Annotated in this window: 17 protein-coding genes; 15 read left to right on the plus strand and 2 right to left on the minus strand. The window is 48.5% G+C overall.

What is annotated here, in order from left to right; translation table 11 throughout:
- Positions 1–15: 15 nt before the first annotated feature.
- From ABIC22_RS18735 to ABIC22_RS18765, 7 genes are all read left to right on the plus strand, one after another.
- The gene (locus ABIC22_RS18735; protein WP_354483002.1) at positions 16–1,707 is read left to right on the plus strand and encodes a DNA repair helicase XPB; all 1,692 of its coding nucleotides are present in this window, start codon (positions 16–18) and stop codon (positions 1,705–1,707) included.
- A 48-nt stretch (positions 1,708–1,755) separates the two neighbouring features.
- A complete protein-coding gene (locus tag ABIC22_RS18740) occupies positions 1,756–3,561 on the plus strand; it encodes a helicase-associated domain-containing protein (RefSeq protein WP_354483005.1) in 1,806 nt (601 codons plus the stop codon).
- 126 nt (positions 3,562–3,687) lie between these two features.
- On the plus strand, positions 3,688–4,128 hold the full coding sequence (locus tag ABIC22_RS18745) for a YlbF/YmcA family competence regulator (RefSeq protein WP_095290237.1): 441 nt from the start codon (positions 3,688–3,690) through the stop codon (positions 4,126–4,128).
- Between the two features lie 87 nt (positions 4,129–4,215).
- A complete protein-coding gene (locus ABIC22_RS18750) occupies positions 4,216–4,479 on the plus strand; it encodes a YlbG family protein (RefSeq protein ID WP_095290540.1) in 264 nt (87 codons plus the stop codon).
- Between the two features lie 569 nt (positions 4,480–5,048).
- Entirely contained in the window at positions 5,049–6,008 is a 960-nt protein-coding gene (locus ABIC22_RS18755) for an ABC transporter permease (protein WP_354483007.1), read from the plus strand.
- A gap of 13 nt (positions 6,009–6,021) precedes the next feature.
- Positions 6,022–6,930, plus strand: coding sequence for a carbohydrate ABC transporter permease (locus ABIC22_RS18760; protein ID WP_354483010.1), 909 nt, complete (start codon positions 6,022–6,024; stop codon positions 6,928–6,930).
- A gap of 38 nt (positions 6,931–6,968) precedes the next feature.
- Positions 6,969–8,588, plus strand: a complete 1,620-nt coding sequence (locus ABIC22_RS18765) for an extracellular solute-binding protein (protein WP_354483012.1) — start codon at positions 6,969–6,971, stop codon at positions 8,586–8,588.
- A 96-nt stretch (positions 8,589–8,684) separates the two neighbouring features.
- Here ABIC22_RS18765 and ABIC22_RS18770 read toward each other — a convergent pair whose 3' ends face one another.
- Positions 8,685–10,973, minus strand: coding sequence for a helix-turn-helix domain-containing protein (locus ABIC22_RS18770; RefSeq protein ID WP_354486023.1), 2,289 nt, complete (start codon positions 10,971–10,973; stop codon positions 8,685–8,687).
- Positions 10,974–11,122: 149 nt separating this feature from the next.
- Between ABIC22_RS18770 and ABIC22_RS18775 the strand changes: the two genes are divergently transcribed.
- The 7 genes from ABIC22_RS18775 (at position 11,123) to ABIC22_RS18805 (ending at position 19,802) form a co-directional block, all read left to right on the plus strand.
- On the plus strand, positions 11,123–12,409 hold the full coding sequence (locus tag ABIC22_RS18775; protein WP_354483013.1) for an alpha-L-fucosidase: 1,287 nt from the start codon (positions 11,123–11,125) through the stop codon (positions 12,407–12,409).
- Between the two features lie 14 nt (positions 12,410–12,423).
- Complete coding sequence (locus ABIC22_RS18780) at positions 12,424–13,461, plus strand: carbohydrate-binding family 9-like protein (RefSeq protein WP_354483016.1); 1,038 nt, start codon at positions 12,424–12,426, stop codon at positions 13,459–13,461.
- The gene (locus ABIC22_RS18785) at positions 13,458–16,112 is read left to right on the plus strand and encodes a transglutaminase domain-containing protein (protein ID WP_354483019.1); all 2,655 of its coding nucleotides are present in this window, start codon (positions 13,458–13,460) and stop codon (positions 16,110–16,112) included. Before ABIC22_RS18780 ends, ABIC22_RS18785 begins: the two co-directional genes overlap by 4 nt.
- Complete coding sequence (locus ABIC22_RS18790) at positions 16,109–17,155, plus strand: glycoside hydrolase family 18 protein (protein ID WP_354483022.1); 1,047 nt, start codon at positions 16,109–16,111, stop codon at positions 17,153–17,155. Before ABIC22_RS18785 ends, ABIC22_RS18790 begins: the two co-directional genes overlap by 4 nt.
- Positions 17,156–17,400: 245 nt before the next feature.
- Complete coding sequence (locus ABIC22_RS18795) at positions 17,401–17,838, plus strand: hypothetical protein (protein WP_095290252.1); 438 nt, start codon at positions 17,401–17,403, stop codon at positions 17,836–17,838.
- Between the two features lie 134 nt (positions 17,839–17,972).
- Positions 17,973–18,902, plus strand: coding sequence for a selenium metabolism-associated LysR family transcriptional regulator (locus tag ABIC22_RS18800; RefSeq protein ID WP_095359359.1), 930 nt, complete (start codon positions 17,973–17,975; stop codon positions 18,900–18,902).
- Positions 18,903–18,938: 36 nt separating this feature from the next.
- Positions 18,939–19,802 (plus strand): PHP domain-containing protein, encoded by an 864-nt coding sequence (locus tag ABIC22_RS18805; protein ID WP_354483025.1) that lies wholly within the window; start codon positions 18,939–18,941, stop codon positions 19,800–19,802.
- Between the two features lie 81 nt (positions 19,803–19,883).
- On the opposite strand, the gene ABIC22_RS18810 is transcribed toward ABIC22_RS18805, so the two are convergent.
- Entirely contained in the window at positions 19,884–21,629 is a 1,746-nt protein-coding gene (locus ABIC22_RS18810; protein WP_154895404.1) for an Rqc2 family fibronectin-binding protein, read from the minus strand.
- 322 nt (positions 21,630–21,951) lie between these two features.
- Between ABIC22_RS18810 and ABIC22_RS18815 the strand changes: the two genes are divergently transcribed.
- Complete coding sequence (locus tag ABIC22_RS18815; protein ID WP_354483028.1) at positions 21,952–24,765, plus strand: calcium-translocating P-type ATPase, SERCA-type; 2,814 nt, start codon at positions 21,952–21,954, stop codon at positions 24,763–24,765.
- Positions 24,766–24,838 lie beyond the last annotated feature (73 nt).

Here is a 24,838-nt window from a genome sequence, read left to right on the forward strand (position 1 = left end):
ATCGGAGGAGCAGACATGGAGAAGACGGATGCTTGTATTGTTCAACGGGATTTTACGATTTTGCTGGAAGTGGGTCATCCGGGATTCGAGCAGGCACGGACACGACTAAGCGTATTTGCCGAACTTGTAAAGACGCCGGAGGGATTCCATACCTATCGCATGACATCATTATCCCTGTGGAATGCTGCAGCACTCGGATGGAGTGCGGAACAAGTTGTTAGCAGTCTCGAGTCCGTTTCTCGCTGGAATGTACCCGCAGCACTTGTGCAGGATATTCGGAGAATTGTAAAACAATACGGAAAATTGAAGCTGCATTGGGAGCAGGATCACCAGCACCTGCGTCTGGTTGGAGACAGTGAACAACTGCTTGATGAATTAAGTGGGCTTAAAACCATAGCGGCCTTTCGGATGGAGCGTGTTGCCCGGGATGAGCTTGTCGTTCGCGGAGAACAGCGGGGCTTGCTCAAGCAAGAATTGACGCGTCTGGGCTACCCTGTACTTGATTATGCAGGCTATCGCCCCGGAACACGTCTTCCGTTTGGTTGGAAGAATGAAAAGAATACACATCATGAAACCGATGTGGATCAGAAAGCCTTTGAACTGCGTTCTTATCAGAAAGAAGCTGTAGACGCTTTTGAGGGAAGTGAGGGCATGGGAGGGAGTGGGCTGCTCGTGCTGCCTTGTGGAGCTGGAAAAACAGTCATTGGCATGGCTGTGCTTGAACGTCTTCAATGTGAATGCCTCATCCTGACTTCCAATACGACCTCTGTGCGGCAGTGGATTCAGGAATTACAGGATAAAACTACCCTTACTTCGGATCAAATCGGGGAGTACTCCGGTCAGAAAAAACAGGTTCGGCCTGTCACGGTGGCTACGTATCAGATTCTTACACATCGAAAATCCAAAGATTCTGATTTTACTCACATTAAATTGCTAAGTGAGAGGGAATGGGGACTCATCATTTATGATGAGGTGCATTTGTTACCTGCTCCTGTCTTCCGGGCAACTGCGGATATTCAAGCTACGCGAAGACTGGGATTGACGGCAACCTTGGTGAGGGAAGATGGATGTGAACAGGATGTATTCTCCCTCATTGGTCCTAAACTCTATGATATGCCGTGGAAAGAGCTCGAGCGGCAAGGGTGGATTGCCAATGTGCAGTGTCAGGAGATACGTGTTCCTTTTTCAACAGATCTTAAAACGACCTATCTGGAGGCAGAAGGAAAACATCAGTTTCGTCTTGCAGCGGAAAATCCCGCTAAGCTACAAGTGATCAGACGATTACTGCGTCAACATGATGGTTTGCCTGCACTTGTGATCGGTCAGTATCTGGACCAGCTCGAAACCATTGCCCGGGAAATTGACGCTCCGCTGATCTCGGGTACGATGTCACAGCACGAAAGGGTAAAGTGGTTCGAATCCTTTCGGCGGGGCGAAATTAAAACCATTGTAGTTTCCAAGGTGGCGAATTTTGCTGTCGATCTTCCTGACGCTGCTGTTGCACTTGAGATATCGGGAAGTTATGGTTCCAGGCAGGAAGAGGCTCAGCGACTGGGCAGGATTTTAAGGCCTAAGCCTGGTGATAATAGAGCATATTTCTATGCGCTGGTATCAGAGGATAGCAAGGAACAGGAGTTTGCATTGCGCCGTCAGATGTTTTTGGTCGAGCAGGGGTATGAATACTCCATAATACATGAACATACTTAAGTCACCATTAATCGTTAGTGTGGGAAAAGGAAAGGCGGGAGCATTGTAATGCATGGACATGAAGCAGTGGATATCGATGAAATAATGGAACTGTCAGCCACAGAACATTCGGTACTTGGTGCTCTTTTTCACAAACATGCGTGTCAACCCTTTTCAGTAATGATGACCACCACTGAGTCTGCGGAAGAAGGATTGAGCGGGGCGGAAGCCAGGTTGGGTTTTATGCGCCTAAGACAAAAAGGGTGGATCGAAGCGGTTCGCAAAACTTGGGGAGAGAACCTATACTACATTCCGCTGCGTTATATCCCTGCATTAACCGTAGCCTACGCAAATAGAGTCGGAAAACATCCATTTTTAATACATGAACAGGATCAGAAGGAGTCTAGAACCCAGATGGTCAGTAGTGATCAAATTCACGTTATTCGTGAAGCGAGGCCTGATATCGCTGCCGAAATCATTCATCTATTGGCCTGGATCGCAAGAGAAGGGCTTACATTGACGAATAAAGGTACGATTCACAAGAGAATGCTGCAGCGGTTGAGCGCTTTGACTCATTTATGCCCTGATGACTTTGCCGGATTGAATTTAAACTACGAACATCCGGATATCTACCCTGTTCATGTCGCCATTATGCTGGATTTGCTGCTTGCTCTGGGGCTTCTCCATAAGGATCAAGAGAAAATAAGGGTACATGATGAGACTCTGAGTCACTGGTTAGAGCAGCCGTGGTCGTGTATGCATCGCGAGATATTCAAGGTGTGCATGGAACGATATGGTGTAACCAGTCCTGCAGAACAACATTTTCGCTATCGCCTGGTCTTGCTCGGTAAAGGACAGGAAACCTGGTTCAATATTTCAGATCTGATTCCGCATTTCAAGGGCAGTGGCAGTGATACCGGGCTTCCTGGATATATCCAGAGCTGGCTAAACGCACTGGCTGGATGGGGGTACGGAGAGAGTGGTGAAAATGCATCGGGTGATTTGTTTTTTCGCTGGTTGGTTGAGCCTGAGGAGCTGTTGCCCTCGAAAGTACAGCAGGAACTGGACAGCGCTAAGAATGTTTTCTTTGTACAGCCTGATTTTGAAATTATGGTCCCGGCAGAGGTAGTCCCGCAGGTCCGCTGGAAAATAGAGCACTGCGCCGAACTGCTGAGCTGTGATCGCATGAGCATCTACCGTGTGACCAAAGAACAAATTGTAAATGCGTCACATCGCGGGTTTACGTCTGACAAGGTGGTGGAATTTCTGCGCCGTTATGCTGCCACGGGAGTCCCCGAGCATGTGTATCACGCGATTCAACAGTGGGGAAATGAGTGGGAGCGATTAAAGGCACAGCGTGGGGGAAATGCAGAGAAAATACAAAGTATACAGCCGACCGATTTCATATGCAGCGAGGGGTCAGGGGAGGATAAGAGTACTGAGATTCACAAGCATGAGCCAAGGGTTGGGCTTAGCGGTCTACGAGAAAGTTTTTATGTGCATGGCAGGCAGGGCTTGATTCAAAATGAACCGGATAGGGCATCTTCGTATACACAAGGACAGCCGATAGTGGAGCAGTCGGATGATTTACCCGCATTCGGCTCCATTCCCGACATGTGGCATAACGATTGGCGGCGATATCATATGTCCACGACACGTCAGATTACGGCAAAAGCGATAGAATGGCAGACCAAGCTGGGACTGAGAAACGAACAGTCCGAGGTATACATTATTCCGGATCAAATTCAAGGACAGGACGATTGGACGCTGACAGGCTGGATTGTACCTGGGGCAGACGAGAGGACAATAGAACGGTGCACCATTTCACCCATGGATTGGGACAAGATCAGATTAATCGTTCCGGAGCAGATCTGAAGCAGGAAGAGCTTATGTTCCCCTATTTTCTATTTGCAGGAAAAACTCTTCTTAACTACCGGGGGATATGCTATGATAAAGTAGTCTACCTTACGTAGAACTTTATATATAGATAGGATGAATTTCATGAGCGTAGCGGAATTGAACACGGTCGATATGGCCCAAGTGTTGACGGGCGCATATGAACTGGGCGACATGATTAACCAATCTGCCGAAGTATCGGATTATTTATATTGGAAGCAGCAAGTTGAGAGCAATCCGGAGGTTCAAGCGGGAATACGCAAGCTGGAAGCCAAAAAGGAACTGTTTGAAGAAACACAGCGTTTTGGACACTTCCACCCGGATTATCATGCTGCAAAAGACCAGGTGAAGGCTCTGGAACAGGAACTGGAACAAATTGAGGCAGTAGCTCGCTTTAAGCAGGCGGAGAGAGCACTCGATGAAATGCTTCACCAGATGTCTGAAACCATTGCTTATGCAGTCTCTACCACAATCAAGGTTCCGAGCAATGACCCGAACCCCAAAGGTGGCGGCTGTGGAAGTGGCGGCAAGTGCAGCTGCGGTTAACTGAATTCCGAATGAATTAAAATCCATATAGACCGGACCTTCTCCTCGAAGCGTCCGGTCTCCATTATAAGAAGGGCGGGGAAAATGATGTTTGCGGAAAGGACAGGATTTATTATTTGGGTTAGTGATCTAAAAGCAGCCCGCAATCTCGAAAAGTATGGTACCGTTCATTACATTTCCCGCCGTATGCATTATGTCGTCATGTATGTTAATGCAGAGCGGGCTGAAGATACGATGAAAAATGTGAAGCGGCTGTCCTATGTGCGCAAGATTGAAAGATCTTACCGTAATGAAATCAAGACAGAGTATGCCAGTAAAACGATGGACAAAACAAGTTTTTACGGGATTTAAAATATACAGTCTTCAACGTTAGTGATTTGGTGGAACTGGACATAAGCGCGGAATAATAAAACATATTTGATCAAAGGTCGCCTTCATGGCGACCTTTTCTTTTGGGATCATACTTCGATCCAGCCTACAAGAACGTGATACATATATAAATACTGACCATGAAGAAATCATAGAAGTACTAAGTGAAGGCAGGATCATGTTATTGGATTGTTAATTAAGATAACATTAAAAGAGTGAATTCACCGAAAATAAGTAAACGTGAAGTAAAATAAATCGTGTACACACGAAATTTTCAATTGGTAATTTTCCACTTTTGCAATTGTAATCGCTTTCTTTTGGTCGAAAACAACACATTTATGAATTGTTAAACTGGAGGAGAAACGTTAAAAAACCTTGTTGTATCAATGTTTATTGGGCCTGACAAAATGACATATTTACGAAAAAATGCGTGATCCCCTATTGTTAAACTACAGCTGCGCCAACAAAACTAACATGCAACATGAATGCTCCAACGTTTTCCTGCAGCGTATGACCCAAACATGAGAAGCGACAGAAGGAGGCGATCCTGTGTGCAGGAAGTAGAAACGGCCAATCGGCAGCAGACATTATACAAGCCGAACATCAGTAGAAAGCGATGGCAAAAGGTCTGGAGAAACTGGCAACTGTATTTGTTTATTGCACCCGCATTTCTGTATTTTCTCATCTTTCATTACGGACCCATGTACGGCATCCAGATTGCGTTCAAAAATTACAATCCGGTACGCGGAGTATTTGGGAGTCCTTGGGTAGGTTTTGATCATTTTGTAAGGTTCTTTGAATCCTATTATTTCTGGGATTTGATGTGGAACACACTGGCGATCAGTTTGTATGAGCTGGCTGTCGGGTTTCCGATTCCGATTATTCTGGCTCTGGCGTTTAATGAACTGAAGCATAAACGTTTCAAAAAGCTGGTCCAAACCGTCACGTATGCACCTCATTTTATCTCAGTTGTCGTGATGGTTGGGATGGTGATTGCTTTCCTCTCTCCATCAACCGGAATCCTGATCCGTTTCGTGGAATGGATGGGAATAGATGCACCCTCATTTCTGACAAGCCCTGCATGGTTTAAGACGGTATACGTTCTCTCCGGCGTATGGCAAAGTGCGGGCTGGGGAACGATCATTTACCTTGCTGCGTTGTCTGGAGTGGATCCTGGCTTGCATGAAGCAGCAATTATAGACGGGGCAAACCGACTGCAGCGTATCCGGCACATTAACATTCCCGTGCTGGTACCAACCATGACCATCCTGCTCATTCTGAACATGGGGAGTCTGCTGGGGGTAGGGTTTGAGAAGATCCTTCTGATGCAGAACCCACTGAACATGGAATCTTCCGATGTCATATCCACTTTCGTATACCGTTCAGGTCTTGAAAATGCCCAGTACAGCTTCTCTACCGCTGTCGGCTTGTTTAACTCTGTAATTAATGCGTTTTTGCTCGTTACCGTCAACCAAATCGTACGCAAGACGAGCGAGAACAGTCTGTGGTAAAGGAGGAGGCTGAATGTTAACCGGTATTCAGGAAACGAGACAAGACAAAATTTTTCTAACCTTGAACTACATCTACGTTACGATTGCTTTCCTTCTTGTGGCGTACCCGCTGGTATATATGATTAGCGCCTCTATCAGCAATCCGAAGGAAGTTGCTTCAGGTGCAATGTGGCTATTTCCAAAAGATATCACGTTTGAAGGTTATGAGCGTGTGCTTCAGGATCAACGAATCTGGTCAGGCTACGCAAATACGATTCTGTATACGGTTGTCGGTACTGCCGTGAACCTGGCGGTCACCATTCCTGCAGCCTATGCGCTCAGCAGAAGAGACCTGGTCGGCAGGGGGTTCTTTATGGGCGTCTTTATGTTCACGATGTTCTTCGGCGGAGGACTGGTACCGAGTTATCTGCTGATTAAGGAGCTCGGCATGATCAACAGCATGTGGGCACTGATTTTGCCTTCCACAGCTTCGGTATGGAATATCATCGTCTCCCGCACCTTCTTCCAGGGAACGATCCCGAGCGAGCTTCAGGAGGCTGCACAGATGGACGGTTGTTCTAATTTTAAGCTGTTTTTCAAAATCGTACTGCCATTATCCATGCCGATCATAGCGGTTATGGCGCTCTTCTACGGAGTAGGTCACTGGAACAGTTATTTTTCAGCAATGATTTATTTGAATGATTCGGCCAAATATCCGCTTCAGCTCGTGTTAAGACAGATTCTTGTCCTGCAGGAAATGTCAGCTCAAGGCTCCGGCATGATGGACGGCTCATCGGCCTCGGCACTGAATAACAAAGCCGAAGTGGCGGCACTCGTCCGTTATGCAGTCATTATTGTATCGACACTTCCGGTCATTATCATCTATCCGTTTTTGCAGCGGTACTTCGTTCAGGGTGTCATGATTGGTTCCGTCAAGGGCTGATCTATACCAAATAAATCATCAAAAAGGGAGTTGCTGTCATGAAGAGAGCTCACAAGAAATCAACGGTTCTGTTAAGTCTGATCCTTGCTGCAAGCATGCTTGCGGCATGCGGAGCATCTCCTGATGGCGGTTCAACCGCTGAACCGGGTACACCGGAAGAGACAGGGGTGAAGCAAGAGGGCTTTCCTATTGTGGAGGAACCAATCACATTGACCATGATGTCCCAGGATGTAGGCGTGGCAGATTGGAAAACCATGCCTGTTATTCAGGAAGCAGAGAAGCTTACCAACATCAAGTTTGAATTTCAGCTTACTCCGATTGACAGCTTTGCAACCAAGAAGAACCTTGTCTTTGCAAGTGGAGATTTGCCTGATGTACTGTACGGAGCCGATCTTACACCGGCAGAGCAGGTGACCTATGGCACCCAAGGCTCACTTATCCCGCTTGAACCTTACATTGATGGGGGATATGCTCCGAACATTAAAAAATTGTTCGATGAGAATCCGGATATTCGCAAATCGTTCACAACGCCAGAAGGACACATTTACGCCCTGCCATTCATCGACAGTGCCGCCGTCTGGTATCGCAGCCCCATGTGGTATAACGGCAGTATGCTGGAAGCGCTTGGTGTAAAAGAACTGCCAAAAACGACAGAGGAATTGTACGCGCTGCTGAAGCGAGTGAAGACAGAAGATCCGAATGGCAACGGCAAGGCCGATGAAATTCCACTGACCTCCGTGAAGCTGGATGATCTGCGCATGTATTTTCTGGGCTTCTGGGGCATATATGACCCTGTCGTTTACGTAGATAAGCAAGATAAGGTGTTTTACAGCCCGATGCAGGAAGGATACAAGGGATATTTGGAATTTATGAATCGTTTGTGGAAGGAAGATCTGCTGGATCACGAAACCTTCTCGCAAACCCCTGAGCAGAAAAAAGCTAAAGGGGAAAACAATCAGATTGCTCTCTTTAACGACTATTACTCCTACTTTACTTTGGGTGGCGATCCGGATGCGGCAATGAAAAATCCGCTTATGACACCCGTAGCGAGCGATATTGCAGGAACGCCTGTTTACGGTATGCATCCAGGACTCTCTGCTAACGGAACATTTGCCATCACAAGTATGAATGAGCATCCTGAAGCAACCATGCGCTGGATCGATTACTTGTATTCCATCGAGGGACAAACGCTCTTCAATCAAGGTCCTGAAGGCACGCTGTGGAAGTATACCAACAAAGATACGTATGAAAAAGAATGGCTGCCTGTTCCTGGAGGCGGTGATCGGGAAGAGTACAGAGGCACCATTACGCCAAACTTCGGCATGCTGACTCCGGGTCATAACTCACCGGAGCTGACGAATGGTCTGACGACCGAATTTGACGAGTGGATAGCGAAGGAGAACGAAGAGAAGCTGATACCGATCGGTAAAGCACCGTTTCCGAATGCGTATCTGACCAACGAACAGCAGGATGAAGCCTCCGCATTGTTATCTGATCTTGATACGTACGTGAAGCAGATGGAAGCGAAGTTTGTAACCGGGGAAGAGCCATTGTCCAACTGGGACGGCTATGTTGAACAGATGAAGAAAATGGGTGGAGACCGGATTCAGGAAATCTATCAGGAAGTGTATGATACGTGGAATTTCGCAGGCGAGTAATCGGATGTGAATCTCCGTTCGCACCACTCTGAAATAACAGAAAAAAAGCCAACATCGACGGCAATCCTGATTGTTCGTCTGTTGGCTTTCCTGTTATTAGCTGGCCGATTCAGTTCCTGCATCACTACCCGTAGTGCGATGAAGCTTGCGATATTGTCCTGGTGTAAGCCCGGTCTCCTTCTTGAATTTACGGATGAAATTCGGTGTATCCAGATATCCGACTTCCTGAATGAGATCTTTCAGAGGGGTATCCGTTGTTTTTAGCTGATGAAAGACCCTGTCGAGTCGTTTTTGCCAAATGTACTGAAGGAAGTTGATTCCGGTCTTCTCCTTGAAGGAGCGGCTCACATGGGAAGGTGAAACTTCAAATTCATACGCAAGCGTATCCAGGCTAAGATTGTGATCTGTAAAATGGGCATCGATATATTCAATAATGCGGTCTATCAATGTCTGCTCTTCCTGCTGCGTATCCTTTTTCACCTCATTGCATAACTGGGAGGCAAGCAAGAGCAGAACGGATTCAAGCTCTTCCAGCGAGCTGCTAAAAACCATGTTGGGAGCAATCTGCTGCAGCATTTGATGTTCTCCAAGTTCCGAAGCAGTCTTAAGGATCGTGTTCAGCAGATCGAAGCTGATGCAGCGCACAAGCAGTGCAGGCAGCATCGAAGACTGCAAACTGGTCACGGATGAGCGAATCATCTGGGAAGCGATATCGATATTTCCCTGTTTCAGACTTTGAACCAGCTTCAGCTGCATATGGTTCGGAATCCAGTAGGAATGGCTCGGTGTCTTGGACATTTCTTCAAATAAAGCGGATGATCCATACTCACCTGGTACGAGCAAATCAAAAGCAGAACAGGCTTCAACGTAAGATTGGGTCAGTTCGTGAAGCTGCGAATAGGCACTTCCGGCACCAATCAACGGAGTTATGGACAATTTTTCCAAAAGTAAGCCTCTTATCTGCTCCATAATCTGTTTTATACGTGTTATCAGATCGATTCCTTCAGCTGAATCAAAACTCATGATTAAACCGAATCGGTCCAGCTGGGGCAGCTCAACGCCATAACCGGTCGCCAGCAGATCAGGCAATTCAATCTGTGCAAGACTGCTTGCAATGCGGCGGCGGAGTTCCATATCGGCATGCTGGGAATCATTCCAGCCAATGACCATGACAAACAAATAATCCTTGTTCAGTTTCAGGTCGAACAGCTGCACCAGTTCAGAAGATAATGGATCTGGATTTCCAGACTTAATTAAGGTCGACAAGTACTGGTTCCGAGCATACGGTTCCTGTAAATCAATGCGGGAGCTGTAATTCTGCAAGGCAGAACGAATCCGTTCCAGTTCATTGGCATTTCCATTTCGAGACTCTCCATCAGGTTTCTTTTCCGGGAAACGGGAAGCGGCAAATTCGACCAGGGTTGAGATAGGCTGATACTGCATCTTGGCGAGAACGAGAGCAATGGCGACTCCGACCAGCAGCACAATACCTATGATCATTATCATGAAACTGCGGACATCCAGTACACTGCTGAAGAACTGGGAGCTTGGCATTACAGTCATGTAGGTCCAGCCGTTGGTTTCCGATTGCACAGATACGATGGAATGATCTTTGCCGTCCAGCGTCCGCTCCTGGATTCCTGGAGTAATGGTTTTAAACAAGGCAGCCAATGCATCTGTACTTAGGGTATCTCCCTGATGGTTGGCCGTTAGTACCTGACCCTCAGCATCGAGGACATAGGTCAGGCCTTGATAGTTTCCGAGTATGGAATCAATCAGGCTCGTAATCTGCGATTCCTTGATAAAAACCATGACCGTGGCGTGGGGGTTCAGACTGTTGGGAGTAATGGGAATAAGGTAAGCAAGCTTGCGGTCCTGTACTCCACCAGTTTTGGTTACCACATCGGCAGGTCTTACGGTAGGATGCTTCGTTTCGTTGAGATCGTTATACAGGGATTGTTTGTCCCATCTCTCGAAGCTGAGATTGTCGGCAAACACCTCAAAATCGGTCAGACCTTTGCTGGAATAAATACGTGTATCATCGTGGAAATAAAGATAGATTTCATCAATCATGGAACTGGTGGCTTTGTACTGATCCAAGGCACGAATGGCTTCCGGGCTGGTTTGGGTATTGGTGACCCGATAGGAAGAGAGCCGATTATCGTAAGAAATGCGGGAAGCAATCTCGCTCAGCTCTTTCATTCGGCTGTCAATGGTTACGTTGGTTTGTGATAACTGGGCCAGACGCGAGCTTTCAATCTCAGTACGGAGGGTTTTAACTGCGTTTTCATAGAGAAATACGGTCATGAATACGAGAGGAATTAGCAGAATGAACAGGTAGGACCAAATGTATTTCAGGAACAGTTTGGATTTGAAATAGTCCATTCGCAAGTGAAATGCTGCCTCCTTTCCATATGGAGAAATGCCATTTCTTTTCTTATAAATGATATCAATAAAAAAACGGTTTGGACATAGCTTTTTCGCACGTGTGCACACGGTTTCCAAATATCGCAGAGAAAAAGGTGTAGATGATGATGCAGAAATGGTTTGAGGATGCGAAGCTAGGGATTTTTATTCACTATGGAATCTATGCCGTGGACGGTGTTGCGGAGTCGTGGTCTTTTTACAATGGACGCATGACTTATGACGACTACATGAAGCAAATGGAGGGATTCACGGCCTCCAAGTTCGATGCCGCGGCGTGGGCGGATTTGATCGAGAAATCGGGTGCCAAGTATGCTGTGCTGACAACCAAGCATCATGACGGAGTTGCTCTGTGGGATACACAGTACAGTGACTTGAACACGGTAAAGAAAACACGGGCTGCGCGTGACATTGTCAAAGAATATGCCGAAGCGATCACGGCGAAGGGACTTCGGCTCGGACTATACTACTCGTTGATCGACTGGTCCCACCCGGATTACCCAAGTGTATATGAAGGTGGCAAGGTGCCGGATGACCCCGGTTCTAGCAATCCGTTCTCCTATCCCTTGGATGGGGTTCAGGATGAAACCAAATGGCAGAAGTTTTTGGAGTTTAACAACCATCAATTGAAAGAATTACTCACCGGATTTGGCAAGGTTGACCTGCTGTGGTTTGACGGGGATTGGGAACGAAGCGAGAAGCAGTGGAACCTGCCGGAATTCAAGCAGTATTTGAAATCAATGCAGCCAGATCTCATCATCAATTCACGCCTGCAGGGACATGGGGATTACAAAACGCCCGAACAAGGGCTGCCGATTACGAGACCAGATGGGCCGTGGGAGTTTTGTACAACGATCAATTCCTCATGGGGCTACGTCCCTACGGATCAGCAATACAAATCACTGTCTCAAATCGTTCGCATGTTCTGCGACTGCATCTCCATGGGTGGCAACATGCTGCTCGATATCGGCCCAAGAGAGGACGGAACAATTGATGAGAGGCAGGAAGCCATCCTGCTTGGACTGGGCGAGTGGATTAGAGCACATGCAGAAGCGGTATACGGGACAAGAGACGGAATTATGAGCAGATATTATGGAGATGGAAGCACGCTCTCGGCAGATGGAAAGACACTCTATCTCTTTGTGCATGGCGATCCGAAGGAAAGCATTTGTGTGAAGGGACTGTGTAACGAGATCAGGAAAGTATCCGTGCTGCATTCAGGCAAAGAACTGACGTATGACATTCACGGCGGGGTTCCGTGGTTTCAAATTCCTGGTACAACCTGGATTCACCTGACGGGTGAAGACACCCATGAACTGACAACGGTAGTGAAGCTGGAGTTCGATGAAAAGGTAGATATGTATGGCGGCTCCGGGGCAGTCGTTACTCATAACTGAATGGAGGGATCAACATGATGCTAAGTGGCGTGCCTATACCACATATCGATATTTATCAGCCGAAACACTACATTTGCCATCGTGCAGCAGGTGGATTGGAGCTAGACGGAAGGCTGGATAAGCCTTTTTGGGATCAGGCGGAATGGACGGACAAGTTCGTAGATATTGAAGGGGATCTTCGTCCTGCTCCGGCCAAGGATACAAGGGTGAAAATGCTATGGGATGATGAATATTTTTATTTTGGTGCCGAGCTTTGGGAAGATCAGATCTGGGCAACGCTGACGGAGCGGGATTCTGTCATTTTTTATGATAATGACTTTGAAATTTTTATTGATCCTGACGGGGACAGCCACGGTTATTATGAATTCGAGATCAATGCGCTAAATACGGTATGGGACCTGCTCCTCATCAAGCCATACCGGGACGGAGGGCCACCGCTGGACAGCTGGGATTTAAAAGGATTGAAGACAGCCGTGTATATTGACGGCGAGCTGAATCGTCCCGAAGGGATTAACCGGAAATGGTCTGTTGAGGTTGCGATCCCGTGGACCAGTCTGAAAGAATGCGCCAAGGAAAAGCGGGCACCCCTGCCGGGTGAATTTTGGAGAGTCAATTTCTCACGGGTGGAGTGGCAGACTGAAGTGGTGGATGGAAATTACCGCAAAATAATGGATCCCGCAACCGGTAAGCCATATCCCGAGGACAACTGGGTCTGGTCGCCGATGGGACTGGTGAATATGCATTATCCCGAACTATGGGGTTATGTTGTGTTTGCGGGTGAGGATGGTCATGACGATTTTGTGCTGCCACAGGATGAACGGATTAAATGGGAGCTAAGAAAGCTATATTATCTGCAGCGTAATTACAGAGAAAAGAATGGGACGTTTACGCAAGATCTGTCATTGCTCGGCTGGATTTCTGAAGTGGAAGTTCATCCTGAGGTTTATGCTGCTACAAGCCTATTTCAAATTTCAGCTGCGACTGCGGATGGGACCGGAAGATGGTTCATTCGCGAAGACGGGAACCTGTGGGAAGAGAGGGATACGAAATGAGTGTGCAAACGTCGGCGTTTTCGCTTACTCCCGAAGAAATGAAATCGATTGAAGATAAACTCCGTATCAAAAAGAAGCTTGTCCAGGCACAGGCTGACGAGATCTTTTCCGTATTTAGGGAGCCGCTGTCCGTAGAAGAAGAGTGGGCGCTCAAGTTTGTGTATGCATACAGTCCGCTTCAGGATCTGGCAGATGTTCCGGGTACACTGTTTTTAAATCACGTAAGATCAACTCTGCGAATACGGCGGGAGGTTCCATGGGGGCAGCGGGTACCGGATGATTTGTTCCTTCACTTTGTGCTTCCATGCAGGGTGAATACGGAGAATATCGAAGATTGCCGAGCGATCTTCTACGCAGAACTGTCCGATCGCATCAAGTCGCTCACGATGTCAGACGCGATTCTGGAGGCCAACTACTGGTGCCATGAAAAAGCAGTCTATACTGGCAGCGACCTTAGGACGGTTTCGCCGCTCACCATGATTCGGAGTGCAAGGGGACGCTGCGGGGAAGAATCAACACTGGCAGTGACCGCACTACGAAGTATTGGTATCCCTGCCCGTCAGGTATACACTCCTCGCTGGGCGCATTGTGACGACAATCATGCCTGGGTGGAAGCGTGGGCTGACGGAACCTGGCATTATATCGGCGCCTGTGAACCGGAGGCCAGGCTGAACCAGGGATGGTTTACGCCTCCTGCCCGTCGCTCGATGCTGATGAATACGAGAGTACTGGGTGGTTACCATGGTCCAGAGGATGTGACACTGGCAACCGAATGGTACACCGAGCTGAATCTATTGGAGAATTACGCTCCAACGAAGGAGCTGACCGTAGCGGTCAAGGATCTGGCCGGAGTTGCAGTGGAGGGTGCTTCCGTGAGATTTGAGCTGTATAACATGGCCGAATTCTATCCGATTGCGGAGTTATTGACGAATGAAGACGGAGAAGTGGTCTTCAAAACGGGACATGGAGATCTGCTCATCCGGGCGGTATATCAGGGACGGTGGCGGGAGCATAAGATCACGATTGACCAAACAGACCGATTGGAACTCGTGCTGGATCTGCAAAATCAACCTGAGCAGGAGAGCGGAGTGATTGATTTCGATATGGTTCCTCCGCCTGAGACGGTGGGAGAGGAACTCCCGGCATTGACAGAGGAAGCGGAGTCGCTCCATCAGCAGCGTTTGTCGGAAGGGACGTATATCCGGACTGCGTATGAAGCAACGTTTGTAACCCATAAGGAGAGCATCGATCTATCTCGTGAGCTAAGACTTCCGGAGGCGAGGGTATGGGACGTCATGCAGAAGGCGCGCGGAAATAGTCATGAAATTGCCGCGTTTCTCAGGGAAAGCTCTCCTGAGCACGGGCAATGGCCGTTATTGCTGCTGGAGTCGCTGAATAGTAAAGATCTGATTGATACGTTCCGTCCGGTCCTGCATGAGCATTTAGCTTATTCGCTTCCGCAGCGTGGTATGCTCCCGGATACCTTGTTTATTCCCTATTTGTTATGTCCGCGCGTTGCCTTTGAAATGCTTGGGCCGTACAGGAAACAATTCCGAGCCGCGTTTGCTTCAGATGAGAGGGACGCAATGGTGAGAGAGCCTTCGCTTCTTGCTGAGGCACTCAAGGAAAAGTTCGCTCATTGGGAGGATCTGCCCAATCTAAAAGGAAAAGGTACAGCAGCAGGAACCTTTCGGATCATGGCCGGGGACGAGGAATCGCTGGCGATCCTGTTTGTTGCCCTCTGTCGCAGCCTTGGCATCCCATCCCGTTTGCATCCAAGCGAACGCAAGCCGCAGTATTGGCAGAAAGGGTCCTGGATCTTCGCGGATCTTGGTAATAAAGAAAAGGGGAAGCAGCGAATGGGAAACATTCGTCTTGTGCAAAACCAGTCAGGAGGAAACATGCCGGAGGCTTCCTACTATGAGAATATTTCCATTGCTCGTCTTGTTCAGGGGAAATACGTGACCCTGCATTTTCCTTATAAAGAGACAAAGCTGTTTGATGAGCCTCTGCCAGCAGAGGAGGGGGCCTATCGCATGACGACAGGCGTACGTTTGAAAAACGGCACGGTAAGAGCTCGATTCACTTATTTTAATTTGAACGAAGGGGAAGAGTCTTGTGTTGCCGTAACCTTCCGCAGCGCCGATGAAGAAATTCCTGTCCTTGGAACGGTGGATAAACACATGGAATTGCGATGGCAGGACAAGAACGTATCTACACTCGAGCATTGCGTAAGTGGGACGGCCTCAGGCATACTTCTTTCCTGGATTGAACCGGACCGCGAACCGACCATGCATTTGCTGAAAGAACTTGCTGACTTGAGGCAAGAACTGGTGGAACGTAACATATCGGTTGTTCTAATTACTGGCTCTGCTGCTACAGGAAAGTCCTTGAAGACGCAGCAGCTCGAGATGCTGCCGTCACAAGTCCGGTTAGGCGAGGCATCACCTACCTCACTGCCCGAGGTGTTCCGCAGCTCTGGAGCGACAGAGTCAGGGTACCCCCATCTGGTTGTTCTGGATGAGGCTTATCAGATTCGTTATGTCTCATCGGGGTATCGGATTGGTGCCGTGAAGGAAGCCATTCAGGTAAGCTCGCAGCTGGCCGGACAGCGCAGTGAACCATTCCAACATGATGGAGGCAGCCTATGAACCCCAAATGGATTATTGGATACGTCGGACATCGTGATTTGAATAATGTACTGGAGGCAGAGCTGAGCCGGATGACGCATATCAATATCGCTTTTGGTCATATACAGGAAGGTATCATTCAGACCAGCCATCTGCAGCATATGGACCGGATTCCAATCATCAAGAAAGCTTTCCCGGATTTGAAAATGATTTTGTCTGTGGGAGGCTGGAGTGCAGGCGGATTCTCGGAGGCAGCGGCGACCGAGCAAGGAAGACAAAAGCTCGCAGAATCAGCTGTTCTGGCAGTGACTACCTATGGCCTGGACGGGATTGATCTGGATTGGGAATACCCGTGCTATGGGGAGGCGGGTATTGCTGCCTCTGCAGAGGACAGAGTTAACTTTACACTTTTGTTAAAAACAATGAGGGCAGCTCTGACGAAGCAAGGTGAGCAAGATGATAGATACTACATGCTGACGATTGCAGCCGGTGCTGACCAGTACTACATTGACGGCACGGAAATGGATCAGGTACAGCAGTATCTTGATTATGTGCAGCTGATGACATATGACATGCGTGGAGGTTTTCAGGTGCTGACTGGACACCATACTAACCTCTATACTGGGACAGGTGATTTATACCGGATTAGCACGGATGCGTCCGTACGCATGTTTCTAAAGGCGGGTGTACCCCGAAATAAAATCGTTATTGGTGCGGCATTTTACTCTCGAATGTGGAAGGGGGTGCCTGACCGTAACAACGGATTGCATCAGATGGCTGAGACGACCGGAGGCTATGGTCCGGAATATACAGAGTTAAGCGAGAAGTATATTGACCTTAACGGATATATCCGGTATTGGGATGATGAAGCGAAGGCACCTTATTTGTTTAATGGCAACACACTCATTTCATACGACGATTCGGAATCAGTAACGGCCAAATGCCGATATATTCTGGAACAGGATCTCGCGGGATTGATGTTCTGGGAATATAAATGTGATGCGTCACATGAGCTGCTGAGAACGATGGATGACGAGCTCGGCGCAGGACGACATGTATTATAGGTGTGAGAAACTGAATACCTTATGCGGAATCCGGCATATCGCGGGTTCCTTTTCTTTTAAAAAGAGATTAATATAGAGAGAAGGTTATTGGTTATCATAGGTTTTTGCTCACTTTTATAAAGAATTAGGCACAAAACGGATTTTGTGAAAAAATCTGAACTTACGCCTTGAGCTTGCGGGACTTATGTTGTAATATATTTGGTAATAAATAGATAGAAAGTCCTATCTGGTGGAGAGTGATTCCCATGCGTGATAAGGTGATGCAACGTTGGAGCACCTACGAGCCGTTTTTCGTAGCTCTTGGAGACAAAAAAGTGGCTGACATCGTCATTACCCATCATGCCAAAATGCGGTATGCAGACCGTATTGAGCCCACACGTAATGATGATGACCATATTGCGGCTTGGTTATGGGAGTGTCTGAAGCAGGACCGTATTACGCCATACTACCGTAATGAGCAGGACGTCTACCTCATCGACGAGGATGTGGTAGTGGTTGCGGAATTTTCCGAGCTTGAAGGTGAATATGACATCGCCGGCAATCCTCTTCACAAGATGATTGTAGTTACCTTTTTGGGGCGAATGTCAGAGACCATTGAGCTCCGTGACCTGAAATCGTATTATTCCTGGTTGAGGCATTCCAGACGAATGACTCTGGTGAAGAACAGTCGGAAGCATAGGTAATTCAGAAGAAACATTTAAGATTTTAGCCATGATATATTCAAGCTACATCGCATGCAGACAAGCTGCATGCTTTTTTTGTTGGAATTCAAGAAATCGGCTACAATGAGGTAAGTGTACAGAAGAGGGGCGAAGATATGAATTTTCATCAGTTGCATATTTTTTACACCGTGGCGGAAAAGGGAAGTTTTTCAGCAGCTGCGCAAGCCTTACATATGACTCAGCCTGCGGTGACGATGCAGATTCAATCACTGGAGGACTATTTTGGCACCAAGCTGCTGCACCGTTCAACCAAGAAGATAGAATTATCCGAAGCTGGGCGAACCCTGCTGCCGCATGCCAAGCGGAGCGTGGAACTGGTCAGGCAGACCGATGAAGCTATGTCGGCCTTCACGCAGATGCTGCAGGGAAGATTACAGCTCGGTGCCAGTTTGACCATTGGCGAATATGTTTTACCGAGGATGCTTGGTCCCTTTGCAAGGCAATATCCCGATATCTCGATCGTAATGAAAGTGATGAATACAACGCAAATTATGGACGATATTTTGAAACACCAGTTGAACTTTGGCCTGATCGAAGCCCCGATCCATCATCCCGACATGATTGTGGAACCGGTGATGCAGGACGAATTGAAGCTGATTGTTCCGGCAGGTCACGCGCTCGCCGATCGTGGGGAAGTGGAGCTTGAAGAGGTTATGGCTTATCCGTTTGTACTGCGGGAGAAGGGCTCCGGTACAAGACAGGTCATGGAAGACCAACTGCAGAAGAAAAACATTGACCCGCAGGACATGAATGTCGTGATGGAGCTTGGAAGTACGGGTGCAGTAAAATCGGCAGTTGAAGCTGGTGTGGGTATTACCATGCTGTCTCCTTCATCCGTTCAGCATGAATTAGCACTTGGTCTCGTGCATATTGTTGAGATCCGCGGACTTGCATTCAAACGACAATTCTATGCCATTCATTTGAAGTCTTCCCTGCTCCCTCTATCCGCAGTAGCATTCTTGAACTACCTGAGACAGCAGGAGCACACTGGAGCGGAAGAAATGATGGATAAAGGAAGTAAGTAATCGTGAACACAACCATGTAGCAAGGAGATGTTGTTAATGGATCTACCTAACGGACGCTGTGATCTTCATACGCATAGTCAGGCTTCGGATGGTATGCAGTCACCTGCCGAAAATGTAAGGCTGGCCAAACAAAAGGGACTGTCAGCCGTTGCAATCACGGATCATGATACGGTAGCAGGTGTGGCAGAGGCACAGCAGACAGGCCAGGAATGTGGTATCGAGGTTGTAGCCGGCGTTGAGATCAGTACCCGCGCAGGAGGCAAAGACATCCATGTGCTGGGTTATTATATGAATATAAAGGATGAACTTTTTCTGGAGCGGCTGCATGGACTTCGTGATGCACGTGAGGAACGCAATCATCGCATTATTGCCAGACTGCAGGAGCTTGGTCTTGATATCAGCTGGGAGGAAGTTATTGAGGGGCTGGGACGTCCTCTGGAGCCGGATGAGAGCATTGGCAGACCGCACATGGCTGATGTCCTGGTCAGCAAAGGCTATGCTGTCGATATGAGGGATGCTTTTGATCGATATCTGGCGGAAGGTAAGCCAGGCTTCGTGTCGGTTCCACGTGTCGCTCCTGAAGATGCCTGTCAGTGGATTAGAGAGGCAGGGGGAGCCGCAGTAATTGCACATCCGGGTCTCTATGGAGATGATGAATTGGTTCGCCGGATCATTGAGCATTCTCGTCCGGACGGAATTGAAGTATTTCATTCCGACCATGGCCCTGAAGAGGAACACAGGTATGCCGCATTGGCACATGAATTTGATTTAATTGTGACAGGTGGCTCAGATTACCACGGTGTGAGACAGGGAGTTGTTTTTCACGGGGATCTGGGGAGCAAGACGGTAGCATTGGATGTGCTTGAACAACTGCGGACAGCGGCAAACCGCCAACTATAACACATTGAAAAGGCCCAGAACACGATATTCTCTGTTCTGGGCCTTTTTTTGTGTCATTTTGTTTGTGGTTGCACCTGCCGCCTATCCGTTTTTGATGGTGGATGGCAAGCTTTTGACCAACTCTTCATTGGGTGTCACAAACAGTGTTTTTTGATGATCGTAGATGACGAAACCTGGCTTGGCACCGCTTGGTTTCCGTACGTGACGAATAAAGGTATAGTCCACAGGAACACTGCTTGATTCCTTGGCCTGACTGAAATAAGCTGCGAGCTGTGCTGCTTCTTCCAGCGTAGCTTCCCCAAAGTCCGTGCTGCGAATGACAACGTGTGAACCCGGGATGTCTTTGGTGTGCAGCCATGTATCATTGGCCGACGCCAGACGGTTAGTGACATATTCATTCTGCAAGTTGTTTTTGCCTACCAGAATATCAATCCCCTCAGTCGAGGTAAACTGATGTACGGTTGGACGGTCGTTTTTCTTTTTCTTCTTGCCTTTTTTGTTGCGGTCGCGAAGATATCCCTGCTGAACCAGTTCTTCACGGATCTCTTCAATATCGTTCATGGAGGCGATGGATAGCTGCTGCAGCAGGTTGTCCAGGTAGACGATCTCGTCCTTGGTTTTGCCAAGCTGCTCATGAATGACAGCCAGACTATTCTTATATTTGTTGTACCGCTTGAAGTAACGCTGCGCATTGTCCGATGGTGTAAGCAGGGGATCGAGTGCGATGGTAATGGTTGCCTGATCTTCATCATAGAAGTTTACAAGCTCAACGCTTTTGTCTCCCTTGCTAATCTGGTGAAGAGAAGCAAATAACAATTCACCCCATAATCTGTATTTTTCCGCGTCATCGGCTTCGAGCAGATCCTTGTTCAGATTGTCGAGTTTTTTGACGTTTTTGCTTCGTTCATTTTGCAGAAAACGCAGCAGATCACTTACCTTTTGCTTTACCGTATCCCGCTCGGCTTTATCCCCGTAATAATCCTCCATGCATTTGCTCATCGTGTCATAGGTCTTCTCCGCATCCTGAATACTCTGAAGACGGACAGCTGAGAAGATCATTTTCCCTTTGGCATTCAGTCCTGTGATAGGGGTGTAGTTATTCTCTCTCACAGGTTCCATCACAGAATCAAAGGCATTCCAGAGGGGGTTCGCCTCGGCCGATGCGTCTCCATTGTCACGATTAGAGGCACGAGCAGCAATCTCGCCTGCGATCAGCGGACTCAGGCCGCTGAATGAATTCACAAGCCAGCGGGCAGCCTCTTCTTCCGTTTCAGAGTAACCCTTGAGGAATTCAACGCTGTTCACTTCCAGCGGATTGACTTTGTGCTGTTCTGGCGGAGCAGTGTAGGAGAAGCCGGGCATGATGACCCGATAGCTGCTGATGGAAGGGGTAACGTGATGTATACCGTCCAAAATCGTTCCCGTGACCGGGTCGAGCAATACGATATTGCTGTGACGCCCCATGAGCTCAATGATGATTCGTTTTACGGATACGTCACCGAGTTCGTCGCGTTGACGAACGTCGATGTGGATGATCCGTTCCATGCCGATCTGACGAATCTCCTCTATAATGGCTCCCTCACAGTGCTTGCGCAGCAGCATGCAGAACATTGGTGCTTCTGTAGGGTTTAAGAATGTCTTCTCCGTAAAGTGCACACGGGGATACGTCGGACTGGCCGATATCAGCAATTTGCTGTTCCCGCGTTGTGCACGAAGGGTCAGTACGACATCATGGCCGTTAGGCTGATGAATTTTGCTAATGCGGCCGCCTTTGCAGCCCTGCAGTTCGTGTACGATGGCTCGTGTAACAATGCCGTCCAATGCCATATTTTTCAACTTCCTCTCTATCTATAACTGAAACACACAACTGGAATATGTAGAAATCAGAACCGGTTGCAGTTCGTTTGTCACTTGCCTTCTTGCATAAGATAACTCGGCTTCTACTGCGTTATGACCGCAGACTTTTATTTTAGCCTATTCTGTCCATCAGGGAAAGGATTCACCATCCGGGTGCTAATTGGGGTCCTGTCCGAATACATATAGAGCAGGTAGTTTGTCCGGCGTAACATACAGCTGCCTGTTAGCGATCACGAGCAGCTGTATGAACGTCTTTTACAGGAAATATAGACTGGGAGGGGAACCTTGAAGCATGGAACAGACCAAGTGGCATCAACTAAGCGTAGAAGAGCTTCGCAGCACGCTTGACGTCAGTCTGGAGGAAGGATTGACGGATGAAGCTGTTGCGCAGAAGAGGAAGGTCGCCGGTTCAAATGAGCTGAGTGAAGGAAAACGTATATCCCCAATTACACTGCTGCTTAACCAATTTAAGGACTTTATGGTGCTCGTTTTGATGGGGGCGACACTGGTGTCCGGATTGCTCGGAGAATATTTGGATGCCGTTACCATTGTGGCGATTATTGTGTTAAATGCCATTCTGGGCTTCGTACAGGAATTTCGGGCTGAGCGTTCCCTCCGCGCATTGAAGCAGCTGTCCGCACCTCTTGCCAAAGTTCTTCGGGCAGGTCAGGAAGTGCAGCTTGCTGCCAAACAGCTGGTGCCTGGGGATATCATCCTTGTCGAGAGTGGAGATCGCATCCCGGCGGATGTAAGATGGCTGGAAACGAACAGTCTGGATGTGGAGGAATCAGCACTCACTGGAGAATCGGTTCCGGTAAGCAAGCACTGCAACCCCATTGCAGACGATGCCGTACCGCTCGGCGATCAGAAAAACATTGGATTTATGGGCACCATGGTTACCCGCGGGACGGCCAGAGGCGTTGTCATTCGGACAGGCATGGATACCGAGATGGGCAAAATTGCCGATCTTATCCAAAATACCGAGGAACAGGAGACGCCGCTTCAGCATCGTTTGGAGCAACTGGGCAAAATACTCATCTTTGTCGCACTGGGGCTTACCGTGATGGTTGTTGTAGCTGGTATTTTGCATGGACAACCGGCGATTGGGATGTTCCTTGCTGGCGTCAGTCTGGCGGTGGCTGCCATACCTGAAGGTTTGCCGGCGATCGTCACGATTGCACTTGCGCTGGGTGTGCAGCGAATGATTAAGCGCAAAGCCATTGTACGAAAATTACCTTCTGTCGAGACACTTGGTTGTGCCTCCGTGATCTGCTCGGACAAGACAGGGACATTAACCCAGAACAAGATGACAGTGACCGATGTATGGCTGGAAGGTCGCAGTATCAAAGTCACCGGGGACGGGTATGCACCGGAAGGACAGATGCTGGAAGACGGCCATACGGTGGAGCTGAAGAGTGATCAGACGCTGCGAAGACTGCTTCAGATCAGTGCGTTATGTAACAATGCGAGTATTGTGGAAAGTTTCTCAGAAGAACGCAATAAGAAAAAGGGTAAGGATGGCAAGAAGGAGGCGATCAAGGAGGATGGCGTCGTATGGGAGCTGAAAGGCGATCCAACCGAAGGAGCGCTCGTCACCCTGGCTTCCAAAATGGGTCTTACTCCTGCCGGTCTCAAAGAGTTATATGTACGTCAACAGGAGTTCCCGTTCGATTCGGACCGCAAACGAATGTCTGTCCTCATCCAGCATCAGGGAGGCCGCATGGTCTACACCAAGGGTGCCCCTGATGTGTTAATTGGACAATGTAGCTATATTTTATGGGAAGGCAAAGTTGTACCTTTCACCGGAACGTTGAGACAGAAAGTGATGGCCGCAAACGAGAAGATGGCCGGAGCAGCCCTGCGTGTCTTGGGGATGGCTTATCGTGAAGTACGCCCTGAGGAAAAAGTAGATGACGAGCATGCTGCCGAAAATCAGCTTGTGTTCGTTGGACTTGCAGGCATGATTGATCCACCTCGGAGAGAAGTCAGAGATGCGATTGCAACTTGCCGCAGAGCGGGTATCCGTACGGTCATGATTACGGGTGACCACGGGACTACTGCAGAGGCGATAGCCCAGCAGCTGGGCATTCTTCCGCGGGGCGGAGGTTCGCTAAGCGGGCAGCAGCTGGCAGGATTGACGGACGATGAGCTGGATAAACAGGTGGAAGGTATCTATGTCTTCTCTAGGGTGTCACCTGAGCACAAGCTCCGGATTGTAAAATCCCTGCAGCGCAAAGGCCATGTCGTAGCGATGACCGGGGATGGTGTCAACGATGCACCAGCGATCAAAGCGGCGGACATCGGGATTGCGATGGGAATTACAGGTACGGATGTGACGAAAGAGGCATCGGCCTTAATTCTCAGTGATGATAATTTTTCTACTATTGTAGCGGCGATTGAAGAAGGGCGTAATATATATGAGAATATTCGGAAGTTTATTCGGTACTTGCTTGCTTCCAACGTGGGCGAGATTTTGACGATGTTCTTCGCGATGATGATGGGACTGCCGCTGCCGCTCGTGCCCATCCAGATTCTATGGGTGAACCTCGTGACAGATGGCCTGCCGGCCATGGCACTGGGTGTGGATCAGCCGGAGAAAGACCTGATGGAGCACAAGCCACGCGGCGCCAAGGAAAATATTTTTGCCCGGAGACTTGGCTGGAAAATCATCAGCCGCGGTGTATTGATCGGATTATGTACATTAGGTGCGTTCTGGCTTACCCTTAAAGCAGCTCCGGATCAACCGGGTCAGCTTATCAAAGCACAGTCCGTCGCTTTTGCAACACTTGTTCTGGCGCAGCTGATTCATGTATTTGACTGCCGGAGTTCACGCTCCATCTTCCACCGGAATCCGCTCCAGAACAAATATCTGGTTCTTGCGGTGATCTCGTCCGTCGTGTTGATGCTGGTTGTGATGTACGTGGAGCCGCTGCAGCCGATCTTCAAAACCGTACCGCTCGGCATGCGTGAATGGGCCATTTCCATTGTTGCCGCAGGTATCCCAACGTTCCTGATGGGGGCAGGCAGTGTCTGGGGTGGCCGTCGTAACCGTCGCCGGATGGGTCCTGGAAGCTTCGTACCGAAAAGTACAAAGTTTTCGGCATAAAATCAATAGCATTTCCTTATCGTTTTCGTTATGCTATCCTCAAAATGATTCGGGGCGAAAGCCTTCGACATTT

It is taken from the genome of Paenibacillus sp. PvP094, from assembly GCF_040546835.1.
GTDB classification, from domain to species: domain Bacteria; phylum Bacillota; class Bacilli; order Paenibacillales; family Paenibacillaceae; genus Paenibacillus; species Paenibacillus illinoisensis.

Bases quoted from the DNA above. Each gene is read 5' to 3' on its own strand.
- ABIC22_RS18810 (WP_154895404.1), bottom strand. From the start codon at position 21,629: ATGGCATTGGACGGCATTGTTACACGAGCCATCGTACACGAACTGCAG.
- ABIC22_RS18795 (WP_095290252.1), top strand. From the start codon at position 17,401: ATGCGTGATAAGGTGATGCAACGTTGGAGCACCTACGAGCCGTTTTTC.
- ABIC22_RS18785 (WP_354483019.1), top strand. From the start codon at position 13,458: ATGAGTGTGCAAACGTCGGCGTTTTCGCTTACTCCCGAAGAAATGAAA.
- ABIC22_RS18740 (WP_354483005.1), top strand. From the start codon at position 1,756: ATGCATGGACATGAAGCAGTGGATATCGATGAAATAATGGAACTGTCA.
- ABIC22_RS18760 (WP_354483010.1), top strand. From the start codon at position 6,022: ATGTTAACCGGTATTCAGGAAACGAGACAAGACAAAATTTTTCTAACC.
- ABIC22_RS18735 (WP_354483002.1), top strand. From the start codon at position 16: ATGGAGAAGACGGATGCTTGTATTGTTCAACGGGATTTTACGATTTTG.
- ABIC22_RS18800 (WP_095359359.1), top strand. From the start codon at position 17,973: ATGAATTTTCATCAGTTGCATATTTTTTACACCGTGGCGGAAAAGGGA.
- ABIC22_RS18815 (WP_354483028.1), top strand. From the start codon at position 21,952: ATGGAACAGACCAAGTGGCATCAACTAAGCGTAGAAGAGCTTCGCAGC.
- ABIC22_RS18775 (WP_354483013.1), top strand. From the start codon at position 11,123: ATGCAGAAATGGTTTGAGGATGCGAAGCTAGGGATTTTTATTCACTAT.
- ABIC22_RS18765 (WP_354483012.1), top strand. From the start codon at position 6,969: ATGAAGAGAGCTCACAAGAAATCAACGGTTCTGTTAAGTCTGATCCTT.
- ABIC22_RS18805 (WP_354483025.1), top strand. From the start codon at position 18,939: ATGGATCTACCTAACGGACGCTGTGATCTTCATACGCATAGTCAGGCT.
- ABIC22_RS18750 (WP_095290540.1), top strand. From the start codon at position 4,216: ATGTTTGCGGAAAGGACAGGATTTATTATTTGGGTTAGTGATCTAAAA.
- ABIC22_RS18745 (WP_095290237.1), top strand. From the start codon at position 3,688: ATGAGCGTAGCGGAATTGAACACGGTCGATATGGCCCAAGTGTTGACG.
- ABIC22_RS18770 (WP_354486023.1), bottom strand. From the start codon at position 10,973: ATGGACTATTTCAAATCCAAACTGTTCCTGAAATACATTTGGTCCTAC.
- ABIC22_RS18780 (WP_354483016.1), top strand. From the start codon at position 12,424: ATGATGCTAAGTGGCGTGCCTATACCACATATCGATATTTATCAGCCG.
- ABIC22_RS18790 (WP_354483022.1), top strand. From the start codon at position 16,109: ATGAACCCCAAATGGATTATTGGATACGTCGGACATCGTGATTTGAAT.